The organism is Roseateles sp. 22389 (assembly GCF_052044995.1).
Lineage (GTDB): Bacteria > Pseudomonadota > Gammaproteobacteria > Burkholderiales > Burkholderiaceae_C > Roseateles.
In genome coordinates this window covers 376,271-391,238 of the sequence record NZ_JBQEOF010000001.1, presented here as the reverse complement: position 1 = coordinate 391,238, position 14,968 = coordinate 376,271, and the positions used below count along the sequence as shown (strand labels likewise).

The following is a 14,968-nucleotide window of genomic DNA, read 5'->3' as shown; positions in this document are numbered from 1 at the left end:
CCGGGGCATCAGGACAGTCCGAAGTTCTTGCGCAGTCCCGCATCGACGGGACCCGCCGGCATGAAGCGGCGCAGCCGCTTGAGCAACGTGGCCTCGCCCTTGGGCGTGGTCCGCATCCGCCACGGACCGAGCGCCGCGTCGACGATGGTCCGCGCCACGCCGTCGGGCTCCGGCGCCTTCTTGACATTCTTCTCCATCGCGGCGACCACGGTCCGACGCTCCGCGTCATAGGCGGCGATGGGCGAGGCCGCCTGCGGCGCATTCAGGTCCAGATTGGTCCGCGTGAACGACGGCTCGACCAGCGCGACGCGGATGCCGAAGGCGCGCAGCTCGTGGTCGAGCGTCTCCGACAGGCCCTCGACCGCGTGCTTCGACGCCGAGTACACGCCCATGTACGGCGCCGGCAGGAAGCCCAGCACGGAACTGACATTCACGATCCTGCCCGCGCGGCGCTTGCGCATCGACGGCAGCACCGCCTGCGTGGTGCGAAGCACGCCGAACAGGTTGGTGTCGAAGAGCGTCTTCGCTTCTTCCACCGACGTCTCCTCGGTCGCGCCGAGCAGCGTCACGCCCGCGCTGTTGACCAGCACGTCGATGCGCCCGGTCTGGTTCAGGACCGCCAGGATCCCCTCCTCCACCGACGCGCTGTCGCGGATGTCCATTTCCACCAGGGTGACGCCCGCGATGGGCGAGGCCTTGGCGACATTGCGCACGGTGCCGAACACCTTGCAACCGCGCTTGGCGAAGAGCTCAGCGCTTGCTCGACCAATGCCGGACGACACGCCGGTGATCACGACAACTTGGGAATCAGACATGGGCGTCCTTTGCAGCGGGAAAGAGAGGAGAGGTGGGCTCGACCGTGGCATCGCCCGGCTTGAGCTTGAACCAGATGGCGTACATGGCGGGCAGGAAGACCAGCGTCATCGCGGTGCCCGCCAGGGTCCCGCCGATCAGCGTGTAGGCCAGCGTTCCCCAGAACACCGAATGGGTGAGCGGAATGAAGGCCAGGATGGCGGCCAGCGCGGTCAGGATCACCGGGCGGGCGCGCTGCACCGTGGCCTCGACCACCGCGTGGAAGGGCGTCAGGCCGGCCTGCTCGTTGTGATGGATCTGTCCGATCAGGATCAGCGTGTTGCGCATCAGGATCCCCGACAGCGCGATCAAGCCCACCAGCGCATTGATGCCGAACGGCTTCTGGAACAGCAGCAGCGTGGGCACGACGCCGATGAGGCCCAGCGGACTGGTGAGGAAGACCATCACCATCGCGGACAGCGACCGCACCTGCAGCACGATGATGAGCAGCGTGAGCGCCACCATGATCGGGAACAGCGGCAGCATCGCCGTCGTCGCCTTCCCGGACTCTTCGATCGAGCCGGCCTGCTCGATGCGATAGCCGCTGGGCAGCTTCGCGATCAACGGCTGCAACTGATGCGAAATGGCCGTCGACACATCCGGGGGCTGCAAGCCTTCAGCGATGTCGCCCCGGACCGTGATGGTCGGCACGCGGTCGCGCCGGCGCATGACGGCCTCTTCGGGACGGACTTCGATGGTCCCCACCTGCGACAGCGGGATGCGCTGCCCGTTGGCGCCGGTCAGCGTGAAGTCGCCGAGCTTGGCCGGGTCGAGCCGGAAATCGCCAGCGGCGCGAGCGATGACCTGCACGCTGCGGATGTCCTGCCGCACCACCGTGACCGGCACGCCGTTGAGCAGGAACTGCAGCTGCTGCGCCACCGCGCTGGAGCTCAGGCCGACGGCCTGCAGGCGGTCCTGCTGCAAGCTGAAATGCAGCGCCGGGACGCGCGAGTTCCAGTCCGTATTCACCGTGCGCATCAGCGGACTGGCATCCATCACCTGCTTCACTTCGGCGGCGATCCCGCGCAGCACCTCGGGGTCGGGACCGCTGACGCGGTAGGCCACCGGATACGGCGAGTAGGGACCGAAGACGAGTTGCGTCACGCGCAGCTGAGCCTCGGGCGCGAGACCATCGGCGATGGCCCGGCGCAGGCGCAGCTTCAGGGCCTCGCGCTCGTCCTGGCTGTCCGTCCGGATGACGATCTTCGCGAACGAGGGATCGGGGAGCTCCGCGCCCATCGAGAAGTAGAAGCGCGGCGCACCCTGGCCGATGTAGGACGTGACGATCTTGGCCTCGCCCTGCTTGGCCAGCCAGGCCTCGACCTTCGCCGCGGCGCCGCTGGTCTGGGCGATCGACGAGCCATAGGGCATCTGCACCTCGACCAGGACCTCCGGGCGGTCCGAGACCGGGAAGAACTGCTTCTTCACCGCGCCCATGCCCAGCACCGACAGCACGAACAATCCGACGACCGATCCGGCGACCAGCCACTTGCGCGCGATGACCCAGCCCAGCATGCGGCGGAAGCGCTGGTAGTTCGGCGTGCCGTAGAGCGCGTCATGCCCGCCCTCGACGCGCTTGAGCTCCGGCAGCATCTTCACGCCGAGGTAGGGCGTGAAGACCACCGCCACCACCCATGACGCGATCAGCGCGATGCCGACGATCCAGAACATGTTGCCGGTGTATTCGCCGGCCGAGGATCGCGCGAAGCCGTTGGGCATGAAGCCCACGGCGGTGACCAGCGTGCCCGAGAGCATCGGCGCCGCGGTGTGGCTCCAGGCATAGGCGGAGGCCGCGACGCGGCTGTAGCCCTCCTCCATCTTCACCACCATGGTCTCGATGGCGATGATGGCGTCGTCCACCAGCAGGCCCAGCGCCAGGATCAGCGAGCCCAGCGTGATGCGGTCGAAGTTCTTGCCCGTGGCCAGCATCACGACGAAGACCACCGCGAGCGTCAGCGGCACCGCCGCGGCGACCACCAGGCCCACCCGCCAGCCCATGCTGACGAAGCACACCAGCATCACCACCATCAGCGCGGCGAAGAACTTGACCATGAACTCGTCGACCGAGGCGTCGATGTTGACGGCCTGGTCGGTCACCTTGGTCAGGGCCTGGCCCAGGGGCAGGCCGGCGTTGATCGCGCCGACCTCGTGGTCCAGCGCCTTGCCCAGGTCCAGCCCGTTCCATCCCTCGCGCATCACGACGCCCAGCAGCAGCGCGGGCTCGCCGCCGTTGCGGATCAGGAAGGTCGCGGGGTCCTCGTAGCTGCGCTTGACCGTGGCGATGTCGGACAGCTTCAGCGTGCGTCCCTGCGCCACCAGCGGCGTGTCGCGGATCTTCTGCAGCTCGTCGAAAGCGCCGTCCAGGCGGATGGACACCTGCGGCCCGTGCGTCTCCACCGAGCCGGACGGCGTCAGCGCGTTCTGGTTGTTGAGCGCGGCGAAGACCTCCTGCGGCGAAAGGCCCAGGGTCGCGAGGCGCTCCTGCGAGAACTGCACCTCGATGCGTTCGGACTGCTCGCCGACGATGTTGACCTTCTTGACGCCCGGGACGTGCAGCAGCCGCTGGCGCAGCGTCTCGGCGTCGCGCACCAGCAGGCGCGGCTCCTCGCCCTTGGCCTTGAGCGCGTACAGCGCGAAGGTGACGTCCGAGTACTCGTCGTTGATGAAGGGGCCCATCACGCCGGGCGGCAGGTTGCGCGCCTCATCGCCGATCTTCTTGCGGGCCTGGTAGAACTCCTCCTGCACCGCGGAGGGCGGCGTGCTGTCCTGCAGCGTGAGCGTCGTGAAGGCCAGTCCCGGGCGGGTGTAGGTCTCGCTGCGGTCGTACCAGCGCAGCTCCTGCAGGCGCTTCTCGATCTTCTCGGTCACCTGGTCCTGCATCTCCTGCGCGGTCGCGCCGGGCCAGGCCGTGATGATGGTCATCACCTTGATGGTGAAGGAGGGATCCTCGGCGCGACCCAGCTTGAAGAACGAGACCACGCCCGCCAGCGAGATCAACAGGATCAGGAACAGCGTGATGGCCCGTTCGCGCACGGCGAGGGCCGACAGGTTGAATCGGCCTTCGCTCACGGACGGGCTCCCGCTGTGGACGCCACCGCCGCGCCGGAGCCGACGCGGACCTGCTCGCCCTCGCGCAGCAGATGCGCGCCGAGCGTGACGATCCGGTCACCCTGTTTGATCTGGCCGCCGATGTGCGCGCCTTCCTCGTCCAGGCGCTGGACTGCGACCGGCCGCCAGGACACCTTGGCCGGCTCCCCTTGGACGACCCACACGCCCGGGCCCTTGCCGGCGTCGAACAATGCGCCCAGCGGCACGTAGGCGCCGGCGGCCGGCGACGCCGGCCCTTCCGGGATCTGCACGGTGACCGTGGCGCCGAGCGGCGCGCTGGCGAGCTCACCGTCCAGCACGTAGCGGGCCTCGAAGGTGCGGGTCAGCCGATCCGCCGCGTTCGAGAGCTGCCGCAGCTTGGCGGGCGATGCGTCGCCGCCGCGGCCGAAAAGCGTCGCCTGGGCGCTGGAGCCCAGGGCCGGGCGCAGCGTTTCAGGCAATTGCACGATCGCCTCGCGCCGTCCCGCGTGTGCCAGGCGCAGCACGGGCTGTCCCGCCGCGACGACCTGGCCCGGTTCCGCCAGCGTCTCCATGACGATGCCGTCGCCATCGGCCAGCAGCACCGCATAGCGGCTGGCGTTGCGGGCGACATCGGCCTGGGCCTCGGCCGCGCTGAGCTGGGCCTGCGCGGCGTCGGCCGCCGCCTTGACCTGGTCATACGCGGACACGGAGATGGCGCCGGTGCCGCGCAGATCGCGATAGCGCGCCTCGTCCTCGGAGGCCTGCCGGGCCCGCGCCCGCGCCGCCGCCACCGCCTCCTGCTGCGCGTGGGCCGCCAGCTTCAGGTCCTCGGGATCGATGCGCATCAGCGCCTGGCCGCGCTTGACGGTCTGCCCGGCGTCCACCAGCCGCTCCAGCACCTTGCCGGGAACGCGGAAACCCAGATCGCTCTGGACCCGGGCGCCGATGGTGCCGGTGAACGACCGGGTGGTGGGCGCCGCGGTCTGCACCGTGGCCACGCGCACCAGCGGCGCCTCGGTCCGGGGATCTGCGACGGGCTTCTCGCCACAGGCCGCGAGCAGGACCGGCAGGCTGAGAAGAAGCGTGGAAACGGGAAGGCGACGCCGGCGCATGAAAGCCCCAATGACGAGTGATCAGGCTTTCATTTTGGAACTAGTGACCAATTTAGTCAACGGTCACTCGGCGAAAAAACGCGAATTCAGGGTGACAGGCTTCTCAGAACGAGGCTCGAGAGATGCGCCGGCGCTTCCTCGGCAAGGTGCAGGCTGTGCTGGAGCATGAGCGGGTTGAAACAGGGACGCAGGGCCAGATAGATGGCCATGACCGTCTCGTCGAGCGGGGTCTTGCGCTCGAAGTCGCCGCTGGCGCGGCCTTCCTGGAGCACGTCGCGGAGCAGCTGCTGCACGCGCTGGTCATAGGCGGCGACCACGGCCCATTGCTCCGTGGCGGCCGAGGCTGCGATCTCATAGAGCTTGCGATCCTGGAAGAGCAGCCGCAGGCTGGCCTCGGTGAAGGCCTTGAACAGGCGGCGGATCTTGTCCGGCGGGGAGGCCGCGTCCGCCAGCGAGGCCGCGACCGAGGCCTCGATCTCCGCGATGCACTGGGCGCAGATCATTTCTCCGATGGCCTGCTTGGACTCGAAGAACTTGTAGATGTAGGCCTTGGAGAAGCCGATGGCTTTCGCAAGGTCGGACACCGTCGTCTTCTCGTAGCCATAGCGGCTGAAGTGCTCGGTGGCCGCGGCGACGACCTGGTCGCGGACCTCGTGGTCGACGGGGCCGCGCGAGGGGGTTGGGGAACTGCTAGTCGGTTTCATCACGGAAAGCTTACGCGAGCCGACCCGAATGGACAACGAGTGACCATTTGGTAATATAGTCACTCGAAGCATTCAGATCACATCCAGCTCTTGAGAGGTCCCCCATGTCGCGCAGCCTCGCCGCCGCATCCCTTGTTGCATCGCTGATGGCGGCCGGCCTGGCCGGATGTGCCGTCGGTCCCGATTACGTCCAGCCCCGGCCCGTCCTGCCGGAGCGCTTCCATGGGCAATCCCAGTTGGACCAGCGACAGGCGGCGGCGGACGCCGATCTTGTCCGCTGGTGGGAAGGCTTCGGCGATCCGCAGCTGACGCGGGTCGTCACGCTGGCACTGGCGCAGAACCTGGACCTCGCCCGCGCGGCAGCGCGTGTCGCCCAGGCGCAAGCGGGCGTGGGCGCCGCCAACGCCGCGCTGCTGCCCATCGGCAGCGTCAGCGGCCAGGCGGCGCGCGCCTACCAGTCCGTCGAAACCCCGCTTGGCCGCATCCTCGATTCGCGGCCGGGATTCGATCGGCACGGCAGCGCCTACGAGTTGAATGGCAACGCGAGCTGGGAGCTGGACATCTTCGGCGGCCTGCGCCGCGAGCGAGAAGCCGCGATCGCCGAGTACCAGGCCTCGCAAGCCGGCGCCGTGGCAGCCCGGCTGGCCGTGGCCGCCCAGACGGCCGATCTCTACATCGCCCTGCGCGGACTGCAGGCGCGCCTGGTGATCGCCCGGGACCAGGTCCGCACGCGCCAGGATCTGCTGTCCACCGTCCGTCTGCTGAATGGCAAGGGACTGGCGGCCGACTTGCAGGTGAGCCAGGCCGAGGGCGCGCTGGCGCAGGCGCAGGCCACCATTCCGGAACTCGAGCAGGGCTTGGACGCGGCCAGGAATGCGCTGGACGTGATGCTCGGGAGCCCGGCGGGCACCGATGCGGCCAGGCTCGAGGACGCGGAGGTGCCCATCGCGCCGGGCATCGCCGGCATCGGCGCCCCGGCCGACCTGCTGCAGCGGCGCCCCGACCTGATCGTCGCCGAGCGGCATCTGGCCGCCTCGAACGCGCGCATCGGCGCGGCCATGGCCGAGTACTACCCCAAGCTCTCGCTGAGCGGCTTGATCGGCAATGCGACGTCGGTGTCGGCGGGCCAGCTCTTCAGCGGCGGCGCGAGCCAGGCGGCCGGCGTCGTCGGCCTGCGCTGGCGGCTGTTCGACTTCGGCCGCATCGACGCGCAGATCCGCCTGGCGCGGGGCCAGGAGGCCGAGAGGCTCGCCGCGTACCGCCTGGCCGTGCTGCAGGCGGGCGAGGACGTCGAGAACGCCCTCACCGCCCTGGTCAAGCGCGAAGCGCAGGCAGCGGTGCTCGCCCAGGGCGTGGACGCCCTTCGGCGAGCGCGCGGGGCCTCCTTCGCCGCCTATCAGAAGGGCGTCGTCAGCCTGATCGAAGTGCTGCAGGCGGACGAGAACCTGCTCCGCGCCTCCGATGCGCAAGTCCAGGCGCGCACCGGCTCGGCGCGCGCGGCCGTCGGCGCCTTCAAGGCGCTCGGTGGCGGGTGGAGTCCGGACGCGGAGACGATCCCCCGCGACCAGCAAAGCGCTTCAATGTGGAAGCCCAGCCGCGAATGAAGACGTGACATCGGCACCGGGCGGCCTCGCCCGCGCGGCCCTACTCCTTGTTTTTCGCGAGACGTGCCGCGAGCTTCATGAGCGTCGGCACCCGCTTCCTGCCATGCATTGACCGCAGCCGCACCTTCGCCGCGCCAATGTCGATCCCCGCGCAGGTGACTACCAAGGGCGGCGCTTCGTCTTCCCGCAGGACCTCCGACTGCGCCGACAAGCCCGGCAGGCTCTTCTTCGACACCCCGACGACCGGGATCGAGCCGCCGAGCGCCTCATGCAGATGCCGGCCCACGCCCGGCGTTTCATCGGTATCCAGATGGACGAAGCCGTCGATCAGGAGGAGCTCGGGGGTGAGGCCGTGCTCGCGCAGCAGCTGCATCACGCAGGCGACTTCCCTCAGGTCGACGGCACCCCGGACGGCCTTCTCGACCGGCGCGATGGGCGAGACATAGGTCTTGAGCGGCTCCGCCGCGTCCCAGGCGTCGAAAGCCACCGCCGCGGCATTCGCCTGGGCACCGTCGAAATGAACTGCGACAACGAGTTTCATGCGCGGAATTATCAACGTGCACTGCGCGCCGTCCTGCATGGCAACGCCCGCGGGCATCCGCCCATTTCGAGCGAGTTCCCCTCTCTCCAAGTGGGCTGGCGCGCGCGTGCCCGGCGCGGCAGCATGGCCTCTTCATCCCCGAATCCAGATGGAGTCAACGTCATGTCCGACAAAGCAGGCACCGCAGTGAAGGAAGTCGCCAACCTCGGCGTGCCCTGGGAACAGGCCTATGGCTACGCGCAGGCGGTGAAGGTCGGCAACATCATCCATGTGTCCGGGCAGCTCAGCCACGATGCCGCCGGCGCCCTGGTCGGGCCCGCGCCCCTGGACGAGCACGGCCGACCCAACGACTTCTCCAACATGGCGCTGCAGATGCAGACGACCTACGAAAACGCCCGCCGGCTGCTGTCCCACTTCGGCGCCACCTTCGACCAGGTCGTCGAGGAGACGCTCTTCGTGCTGGACGTGGATGCGGCCTTCGCGGTCGCGGGCGAGGTTCGGCGCCGGGTCTACGGACCGACGCCAGCCGTCGCGAGCAACCTCATCGGCGTGTCCCGCCTCGCCTTCCGCGAGCAACTCATCGAGATCGCCTTCCGCGTGGACCTGTCCCTCGCTTGAGGATCCGCGACGACGGCCGGGCACCGAGGCCCGGCACCGGGATTGCCGCATGCCTGCCATTGCCGCCGCGAACTGCGCTGAAGGTGAGGAATGGCGATGGAGGCGCGACACTCTTCCAAGACTGACCTGGTGGGGAAGGTCCTCTACATCGAGGACAACCCCGTCAACATCCTGGTGATGCAGCAGTGGGCGACCCGGTTCCCCGGCCTGCACTTCGAGGTGGCGGAAACGGGATCCGATGGCGTCGAGCGATTCCAGCGCTTCCGCCCGGACGTTGTGCTGCTGGACATGCAGTTGCCCGACTGCGATGGCCTCGAGGTCCTGCGCCGGCTGCGTTCCCTGCCCTCGGACAGCCGGGTGCCGGTGGCCATGGTGACGGCTTTCTCCGCGGAGACCGACCGGCGCCGCGCGCTGGATGCGGGCGCCGCCGCCTATTGGCTCAAGCCGGTGGACTTCAGCCACCTCGAGCGGGAGCTGAGCACCTTGCTGTCGCGGGATGCCGAGCGGAGGCCGTGATGCTGCGCCGGGGCTCCGCAGCTGACGCCGACCCGTCCGCCCGGACGGGCGGCCGGATCGCCTCGCCAAGGCCCCGGACGACGCCGCGAGCGCCGAGCGGCTGGGGAGCCCATTCCACCGTTGGGCTGCTCCTCGCCGCGCTGTTGATGCCGGCGATGGCGATCGCCCAGGAGCCGGGCACGGGCTACGTCGTCCTGAACAGCTACTCCCAGCCGCCCTTCGTCCAGGCGGGCGAGGCCGCCGAGAGCGGCCTGGCGCCGACCTTCGTCCGGCTGCTGCGAGACGCGTCCAAGCTGCCGGTGCCATTGACGCTGGAGACCGTGCCGCGCAAGCGCCTGGAGTTGAGGCTCGAAGGCCCGCGGTTTCAGGGCCTCGCCGTGTTCCTCGCGCCCGAGTTCCTGTCGGAGGAAGCCAGGGCCGGCAAATGGTCGGTGCCGCTGCTGGTGGACGAGAACGTGCTGGTGAGCCTGCGCCCGCTGCCGATGTCCTCGCCGGAGGACCTCGTCGGCATGCGCTTCGGCGCGATTGCCGGGCACATCTATCGCGTGCTCGGGCCGTATGTCGAGGCACGGAAGATCAAGCGGGAGGATGCGCCCGACCACGTGTCCAACCTCAAGAAGCTCTGCCTGGGACGGGTGGACTTCGTGGTGATGAGCCGCTCCGAGCTGGCCGGCAGCGGCGAGCTCGCGGGATGTCTTCAGCCCTTCAAGTGGCGGTCGTTCCCGGAACCGCAGGTCATCGTGCGGCGCGTGGTCATCCGGGTGCCCGATGCGCGGGTGACGGACCGGCTGCTCGCCGCGACGGAAGCGGTCGCCTGCAGCCCGGCGTGGCACGCAGCCCTGCAGCGACACCAGCTCTCGACGGTGGGATGCAATTCGCCACGGAGCGCGCAGGATCCCACGCCGCGGCGCTGACTACGCGATGCGGCAGCCCCCGAGTTCAGCGCTCGCCTTCGGCGCGACCGCGGCGGCCGCCGGCCGTCGCTCGCGCGCCGTCAGTTCGTGCCGGCGCTGGACGTCCTGTCCGCATTCGTGGTCGCGCGAGTGCCCTTGAGGTACTCCTCGACGTTGGCGGCCGAGGTCCCGACGGCGGCGACGGCCTCCCGGATCTGCTGCGGCGACACATCGAGCTTCCTGGCCCACGCGTCCACCTGCCCAGGGTCGCCGACATCGACGAGTGGCCCGAGCTCACCGGAGGGCGCGGCGAAACTTGCTTCTTCGGACATGGCCTGCTCCCGGGCCACGACGCAGGCCCGCTCGCAGGCTGAGCGGCATGCTGCGTTCCCGCGGTGGTGCGGGTGTCGTTCAGCGGCAGATCGTCAGGGCTGCCCCTCGCTGGAGGCATTCATTGGACGGAAGGGTGAGGGAGAAAGGTCCGCTCCGGCATACAAGACATCGGACCGCAGCACGTATTTGTGCCCTTCAATGACCGCTTGCCCCTCGTGCCATGTGTCGTGAACAAACAGCAGCGCCATCCCAGCTTCGGGGCTCACGACAAAATCCCTGAAATCCGTAGCGCCACCCGCGAAGTTGTCGTTGAGATAGACGAGCAGGGTCAACTTGCTCACCAGCCCATCCTCCCGCCACGGCCCGTCCTTGTGCATCTTGAAACGCTGCCCCGGCGAATATCTGTAGAAGCGCAAGGCCCTCGGCAATCCGACGGCGCGTTCTCCGCCAATATCCGGCAAAGGCAACGCGTCGAGGCTTCTCCACAATCGCCCCACCCATTGCGGATGCTCGACAAGCGTCTTGTCGTTGTTGCGGACCGATTGCATGAATCGCTCGCCGTGATCGGTACGAACAGCTGCTGGAACGAAGCTGTTCGCTTCCGCGAGCGCAACGAGTTCCGAGCACTCCGATCTGGAGAGAAAGTCCTTTACGCTGAATGCACGATCGCTGTGGGAATGGATCTTCATGTCTGAGGGAACCTTCTTCCGGGAATCAACGCGATCGGTTGTTCCATCATTCCTTCGGCTTGACCTTGGGCTTGAAGATATGAACCGTCTCGCCCCGCGCCAGCATGTCGACCAGCTGAGCGATGCGCTTGGCACGGGTCTCGGGCTTCACGGCGGTCTGGATGCGCCACAGCACGGCATAACGATTCGCGGCATTGATCGTCGCGTAGAACGCCTTGGCTTTCGGCTCGGCGTTCAACGCGGCCAGCAGGTCCTCGGGCTCCGTCGCCACGCGCGGGCTGTCGTAGGCCTGTGCCCAGCGGCCGTTGGCCTTGGCCGCCTCGACCTGGGCAAGTCCGGGCGCCTGCATGCGGCCGGCCTCGATGAGCTTGGCGACCTTGTCGACATTGACCTTGGACCAGACGCTGCGGTCTCGCCGGGGCGTGAAGCGCTGGAGGAAGTGCTGATCGTCGAGTCCGCGCTTCTGCCCGTCGATCCAGCCCCAGCACAGGGCGATCTCCACCGCCTCGGCATAGGTGACGCTGGGTTCGTCGGCGCCGCGCTTGGCGATCATCAGCCAGAGGCCGTCGGAGCTGGCGTGGTGCTTCTTCAGCCAGGTCTCGAAGGCCTTGGCCGTCTTGAAGAGGACCGGCGCTGGAGCGGAGGGATTGGTGGGCATCGCGCGACAGGGTGCTAGGGCGCCGCTCTCGTCACTTCTTCCGGTTCTTCTTCTCTTTGTCGTAATGCCATTTGATGGCGAAGAACATGCCGGTGCCGAACACGAGCAGCTTGAACGTCACCAGGACGATCGGGATCCATTCCATCATTCTGAATACTTCCGGACTTTGACTGGGCGCCGTCATTCGCGAGGATCGCGACAGGTTGGCGCTCGGGTGCCGTCGATGCGGCCGGCGAATTCTCGCTTGTCGGCGAAGCCCTTGTCCCGCGCCGTCTAACCGGCCAGCACCAACTGGCCATCGGGATAGCGCGATGACATGAAGTCCACGAAGGCCTTGACCTTCGGGCTGGCCAGTCGTCGCGAGGTGTGGAGCACCCACAGATCCACCTCCTTGCCGCCCGTCGCGCCCCATTGCACCAGCGCGCCCTTCGCGAGCTGGTCCCACACGATCGACTGCGGCACCTGCGCGACGCCGGCCCCGGCGATCGCGGCGTCGCGCAGCATCAGCATGGATGACAGGCGCAACACCGGCACCGGCTCCAGCGTCAGGCCGGTGCCGTCCAGGGGCCAGGTCTCGCCGTCGCGAAAGGCATTGACCACGGCAGGCACCCGCACCGGCGTTCTGCTTCGCCGCGGCTTCGCGATCGACGGCGCCGCCACCACGACGAGCCGGTCCTTGGCGAAGCTCCTGCCCACGAGCGTCGTGTCCGGCCGGGGGTTCGGACGGATCGCCACGTCGAACTGCTCTTCGACCAGGTCCACCACCCGATCCTCCGCCACCACCTCGACCGTGACGCCCGGGTAGCGCTGGCGGAACTCGGCGCAGTGACGCCCCATCGCGAGCTGCGAGAAGAGCACCGGGGCGGCCACGCGCAGCCGGCCGGCCACCTGGCCGTCGCCCTCGCGGGTCGCGGTGATCGCGTCCAGCACCTCCCCCATCGGACCCGCGGTCCGGCTGAGCAACTGCCGGCCAGCGTCGGTCAGCTCCAGTCCCTTGGCGCTGCGCTCGATCAGCCGCACGCCGAGCTGCTCTTCCAGATCCGCCACGCGGCGCGACAGCGTGGCCTTCGAGCGGCGGCTGGCGCGACTGGCGCGCCCGAAGCCGCCGTGGGTGGCCACCAGGTTGAAGTCCACCAGGGCATTGAGGTCCATGTGTTCCGGATCCGAGACGGGATGTCTCGATTCTGGCGGCTGTGTTCATCGCCTGCAACGACCTATCTTTCGTCCGTCACCCCGACACACCCCTTCTTCAAACGGAGTTTCAAATGAGCATCCTCGTCATCGGTTCCACCGGAACCATCGGTTCCCTCGTCGTTCGCGGTCTGGCCGAGCAAGGCGCCCAGGTCCGCGCCCTGGTCCGTCAACCCGGCAAGGCGTCGCTGCCTGAAGGCGTCCAGGCCGTCGTCGGCGACCTCACCGACGTCGCCTCCCTGCGGGCGGCGATGACCGGCGCGCGCACCCTGTTCCTGCTCAACGCACTGGTGGCCGACGAGCTCACCCAGTCGCTGCAGGCGCTGAACGTGGCACGCGAGGCCGGCATCCAGCGCATCGTCTATCTGTCGGTCATCAACGCCGACAAATATCCGGAGGTGCCGCACTTCACCAGCAAGCACACGGTGGAGCGGATGATCGACCGGCTCAACCTGCCCGCGACGGTCCTGCGTCCCGCGTACTTCATGCAGAACGACATCGGCATCCAGCCTGTCATCGAGGGCTACGGCGTGTTCCCGATGCCCATCGGCGCCACCGGCGTCGCGATGGTCGACGCGCGCGACATCGCCGACATCGCCGTGGCGGAACTGCTGCGTCGCGACCGCGCGGAAGGACCGCTGCCCGCGGTCACCCTCGACGTCGCCGGCCGCGAACTGTTCACCGGGGAATCAGCGACAGCCGTCTGGAGCCAGGCGCTGGGCCGCCAGATCCACTACGGCGGCGATGACGTCGCCGCCTTCGAGGCACAGCTGGTCCAGAACCATGTCCCGCCCTGGATGGCCTATGACCTGCGGCTCATGATGGAGCGCATCCAGCAGGTCGGCCAGATCCCGGCCGACGGCGCCGTGCAGCAGCTGGAAGCGATCCTCGGCCGACCGATGCGCACATACCAGGCCTTCGTCGCCGAGCAGTTGAAGAAGGCCTGACGAGGCAGGCCGTGCCGCCGCGCGCGCACCGTCACGCGGGCGGCATGACGATGAACTCGTGCAGGTCGGGATCCTCCGACGGCGACTCCTCGTGGACCGATGCGAACGGCAGGCGTTCGAACGCGCGACGCCAGAAGCGCAGCGCCTGCTCGTCCGCCCGGAACACGCAGATCAGCCACGGGTGGTCCGAGGCCAGCACCACCTGGCGCACCACCTCCGAGGCGATGCCGCGACCGCGGAACCTGGGCAGCACGTACAGATCGCAGAATTCCATGATCGACTGGCCGCGCAGGTTCTGGTGGCCGACCAGCAGCAGGCCGGCGAGCTGGCCTTCATGGCGGATCAGGTAGGCCCAGTCGAACGGGTCGGGCGTGCCCAGGCGCTCGAGGAAGTCGTCCAGCGAGGTGAATCGACCCGTCTCGTCGATGTCCTCGCCGGACCAGAACGACGACTCGAGTTCGTAGAACTGCCAGAGCCTGTCGAGGAGCGCGGCGTCAGCGGGCGTCACGCGGATGAGCGTGAGGATGGGATTCATGATGGGTGGGAGCCCGCGCCGTGCGCTACTTCGCGTCGAGCGACGACGACCCGTCGCAGGTCGTCTCCTGGATGCCGCAGATCTGATCCAGCCAGGCACGGAAGCGGCCCTTGGGTTGGCCGGCACGGGCGGCGGGCGAAACCTGCAGGTAGGGCCGCATCTCGGCGGAGAAGCGGGATTCGTCGTAATCCACCTGCACCCAGCGGCCGCGGCAATCGACGAGGCGACCCGCCGTCATCGTGCTGCTGCCGTCGAAGACCAGGCCGTCCTTGAGCCGGACGGCGACGGGCGCCTTGGGATCGGGGCGGGTGCGGCCGGCGTTGGCCTGCGACTTCACGATGAGCTTGCGTCCGCTGACCCAGCCCTCGCCTTCGTAGACCGGCCGCGCCGGCTGGCCCGTCAAGGCTTCATCGTCGAAGGCCTCGCGGATGCGGAACCAGCCGTTCGAGCTTGCGGTGACCTTCACCAGCACGCGCGCGCGCATGCCGGAGCCATCGGTCCAGACGGGCGGCAACTTGCCCAGCACCGGCGCGGCGCTCGACGGCTCCGCGCGCACGTTGAGCCCGGCGGGATCGGTCTCCTCGACGAAGGCGGCGAAGTCGCAACTGGCCGGTTCCGGCGGGCCGCCGGAAGCCAGGGCCGCTCCACCGATCCCGAGGCCGATCGCCAGGATCAGCGTTCGGCTCGGCAGCAAGGACAGGGTCCG

16 protein-coding genes are annotated in these 14,968 nt (G+C 68.5%); 5 read left to right on the top strand and 11 right to left on the bottom strand.

Going from position 1 to position 14,968, the window contains the following annotated elements:
* Positions 1 to 8 precede the first annotated feature (8 nt).
* From ACTJKJ_RS01750 to ACTJKJ_RS01735, 4 genes are all read right to left on the bottom strand, one after another.
* A complete protein-coding gene (locus ACTJKJ_RS01750) occupies positions 9 to 815 on the bottom strand; it encodes an oxidoreductase (RefSeq protein ID WP_440819403.1) in 807 nt (268 codons plus the stop codon).
* Positions 808 to 3,921, bottom strand: a complete 3,114-nt coding sequence (locus tag ACTJKJ_RS01745; RefSeq protein ID WP_440819402.1) for an efflux RND transporter permease subunit — start codon at positions 3,919 to 3,921, stop codon at positions 808 to 810. Before ACTJKJ_RS01745 ends, ACTJKJ_RS01750 begins: the two co-directional genes overlap by 8 nt.
* Positions 3,918 to 5,033, bottom strand: coding sequence for an efflux RND transporter periplasmic adaptor subunit (locus ACTJKJ_RS01740; protein WP_440819401.1), 1,116 nt, complete (start codon positions 5,031 to 5,033; stop codon positions 3,918 to 3,920). Before ACTJKJ_RS01740 ends, ACTJKJ_RS01745 begins: the two co-directional genes overlap by 4 nt.
* Positions 5,034 to 5,119: 86 nt before the next feature.
* A complete protein-coding gene (locus ACTJKJ_RS01735) occupies positions 5,120 to 5,737 on the bottom strand; it encodes a TetR/AcrR family transcriptional regulator (protein WP_091726409.1) in 618 nt (205 codons plus the stop codon).
* A 104-nt stretch (positions 5,738 to 5,841) separates the two neighbouring features.
* Between ACTJKJ_RS01735 and ACTJKJ_RS01730 the strand changes: the two genes are divergently transcribed.
* Positions 5,842 to 7,341, top strand: a complete 1,500-nt coding sequence (locus tag ACTJKJ_RS01730) for an efflux transporter outer membrane subunit (RefSeq protein ID WP_440819400.1) — start codon at positions 5,842 to 5,844, stop codon at positions 7,339 to 7,341.
* 40 nt (positions 7,342 to 7,381) lie between these two features.
* Here the strand turns inward: ACTJKJ_RS01730 and ACTJKJ_RS01725 are convergent, their stop codons facing one another.
* Positions 7,382 to 7,882, bottom strand: a complete 501-nt coding sequence (locus ACTJKJ_RS01725) for an endonuclease V (protein WP_297383058.1) — start codon at positions 7,880 to 7,882, stop codon at positions 7,382 to 7,384.
* Between the two features lie 162 nt (positions 7,883 to 8,044).
* Between ACTJKJ_RS01725 and ACTJKJ_RS01720 the strand changes: the two genes are divergently transcribed.
* The 3 genes from ACTJKJ_RS01720 (at position 8,045) to ACTJKJ_RS01710 (ending at position 9,930) form a co-directional block, all read left to right on the top strand.
* The gene (locus ACTJKJ_RS01720) at positions 8,045 to 8,500 is read left to right on the top strand and encodes a RidA family protein (protein WP_440819399.1); all 456 of its coding nucleotides are present in this window, start codon (positions 8,045 to 8,047) and stop codon (positions 8,498 to 8,500) included.
* A 90-nt stretch (positions 8,501 to 8,590) separates the two neighbouring features.
* On the top strand, positions 8,591 to 9,016 hold the full coding sequence (locus ACTJKJ_RS01715) for a response regulator (RefSeq protein ID WP_297383059.1): 426 nt from the start codon (positions 8,591 to 8,593) through the stop codon (positions 9,014 to 9,016).
* 155 nt (positions 9,017 to 9,171) lie between these two features.
* Positions 9,172 to 9,930, top strand: a complete 759-nt coding sequence (locus tag ACTJKJ_RS01710; RefSeq protein ID WP_297383060.1) for a hypothetical protein — start codon at positions 9,172 to 9,174, stop codon at positions 9,928 to 9,930.
* 80 nt (positions 9,931 to 10,010) lie between these two features.
* On the opposite strand, the gene ACTJKJ_RS01705 is transcribed toward ACTJKJ_RS01710, so the two are convergent.
* The 4 genes from ACTJKJ_RS01705 to ACTJKJ_RS01690 all read right to left on the bottom strand — a co-directional run bounded on the left by ACTJKJ_RS01705 (position 10,011) and on the right by ACTJKJ_RS01690 (position 12,741).
* Positions 10,011 to 10,241 (bottom strand): DUF3606 domain-containing protein, encoded by a 231-nt coding sequence (locus ACTJKJ_RS01705; RefSeq protein ID WP_297383061.1) that lies wholly within the window; start codon positions 10,239 to 10,241, stop codon positions 10,011 to 10,013.
* A gap of 93 nt (positions 10,242 to 10,334) precedes the next feature.
* Positions 10,335 to 10,931, bottom strand: a complete 597-nt coding sequence (locus tag ACTJKJ_RS01700; RefSeq protein ID WP_440819398.1) for a prolyl hydroxylase family protein — start codon at positions 10,929 to 10,931, stop codon at positions 10,335 to 10,337.
* A gap of 46 nt (positions 10,932 to 10,977) precedes the next feature.
* Positions 10,978 to 11,589: a YdeI/OmpD-associated family protein gene (locus tag ACTJKJ_RS01695; RefSeq protein ID WP_440819397.1), complete on the bottom strand. Its 612-nt coding sequence runs from the start codon at positions 11,587 to 11,589 to the stop codon at positions 10,978 to 10,980.
* 273 nt (positions 11,590 to 11,862) lie between these two features.
* Entirely contained in the window at positions 11,863 to 12,741 is an 879-nt protein-coding gene (locus ACTJKJ_RS01690) for a LysR family transcriptional regulator (RefSeq protein WP_297383063.1), read from the bottom strand.
* A gap of 113 nt (positions 12,742 to 12,854) precedes the next feature.
* On the opposite strand from ACTJKJ_RS01690, the gene ACTJKJ_RS01685 reads away from it, so the two are divergent.
* On the top strand, positions 12,855 to 13,727 hold the full coding sequence (locus tag ACTJKJ_RS01685) for an NmrA/HSCARG family protein (RefSeq protein ID WP_297383064.1): 873 nt from the start codon (positions 12,855 to 12,857) through the stop codon (positions 13,725 to 13,727).
* Positions 13,728 to 13,758: 31 nt separating this feature from the next.
* Here ACTJKJ_RS01685 and ACTJKJ_RS01680 read toward each other — a convergent pair whose 3' ends face one another.
* The gene (locus ACTJKJ_RS01680) at positions 13,759 to 14,262 is read right to left on the bottom strand and encodes a GNAT family N-acetyltransferase (RefSeq protein WP_440819396.1); all 504 of its coding nucleotides are present in this window, start codon (positions 14,260 to 14,262) and stop codon (positions 13,759 to 13,761) included.
* A 25-nt stretch (positions 14,263 to 14,287) separates the two neighbouring features.
* Entirely contained in the window at positions 14,288 to 14,956 is a 669-nt protein-coding gene (locus ACTJKJ_RS01675) for an SH3 domain-containing protein (RefSeq protein WP_440819395.1), read from the bottom strand.
* Positions 14,957 to 14,968 lie beyond the last annotated feature (12 nt).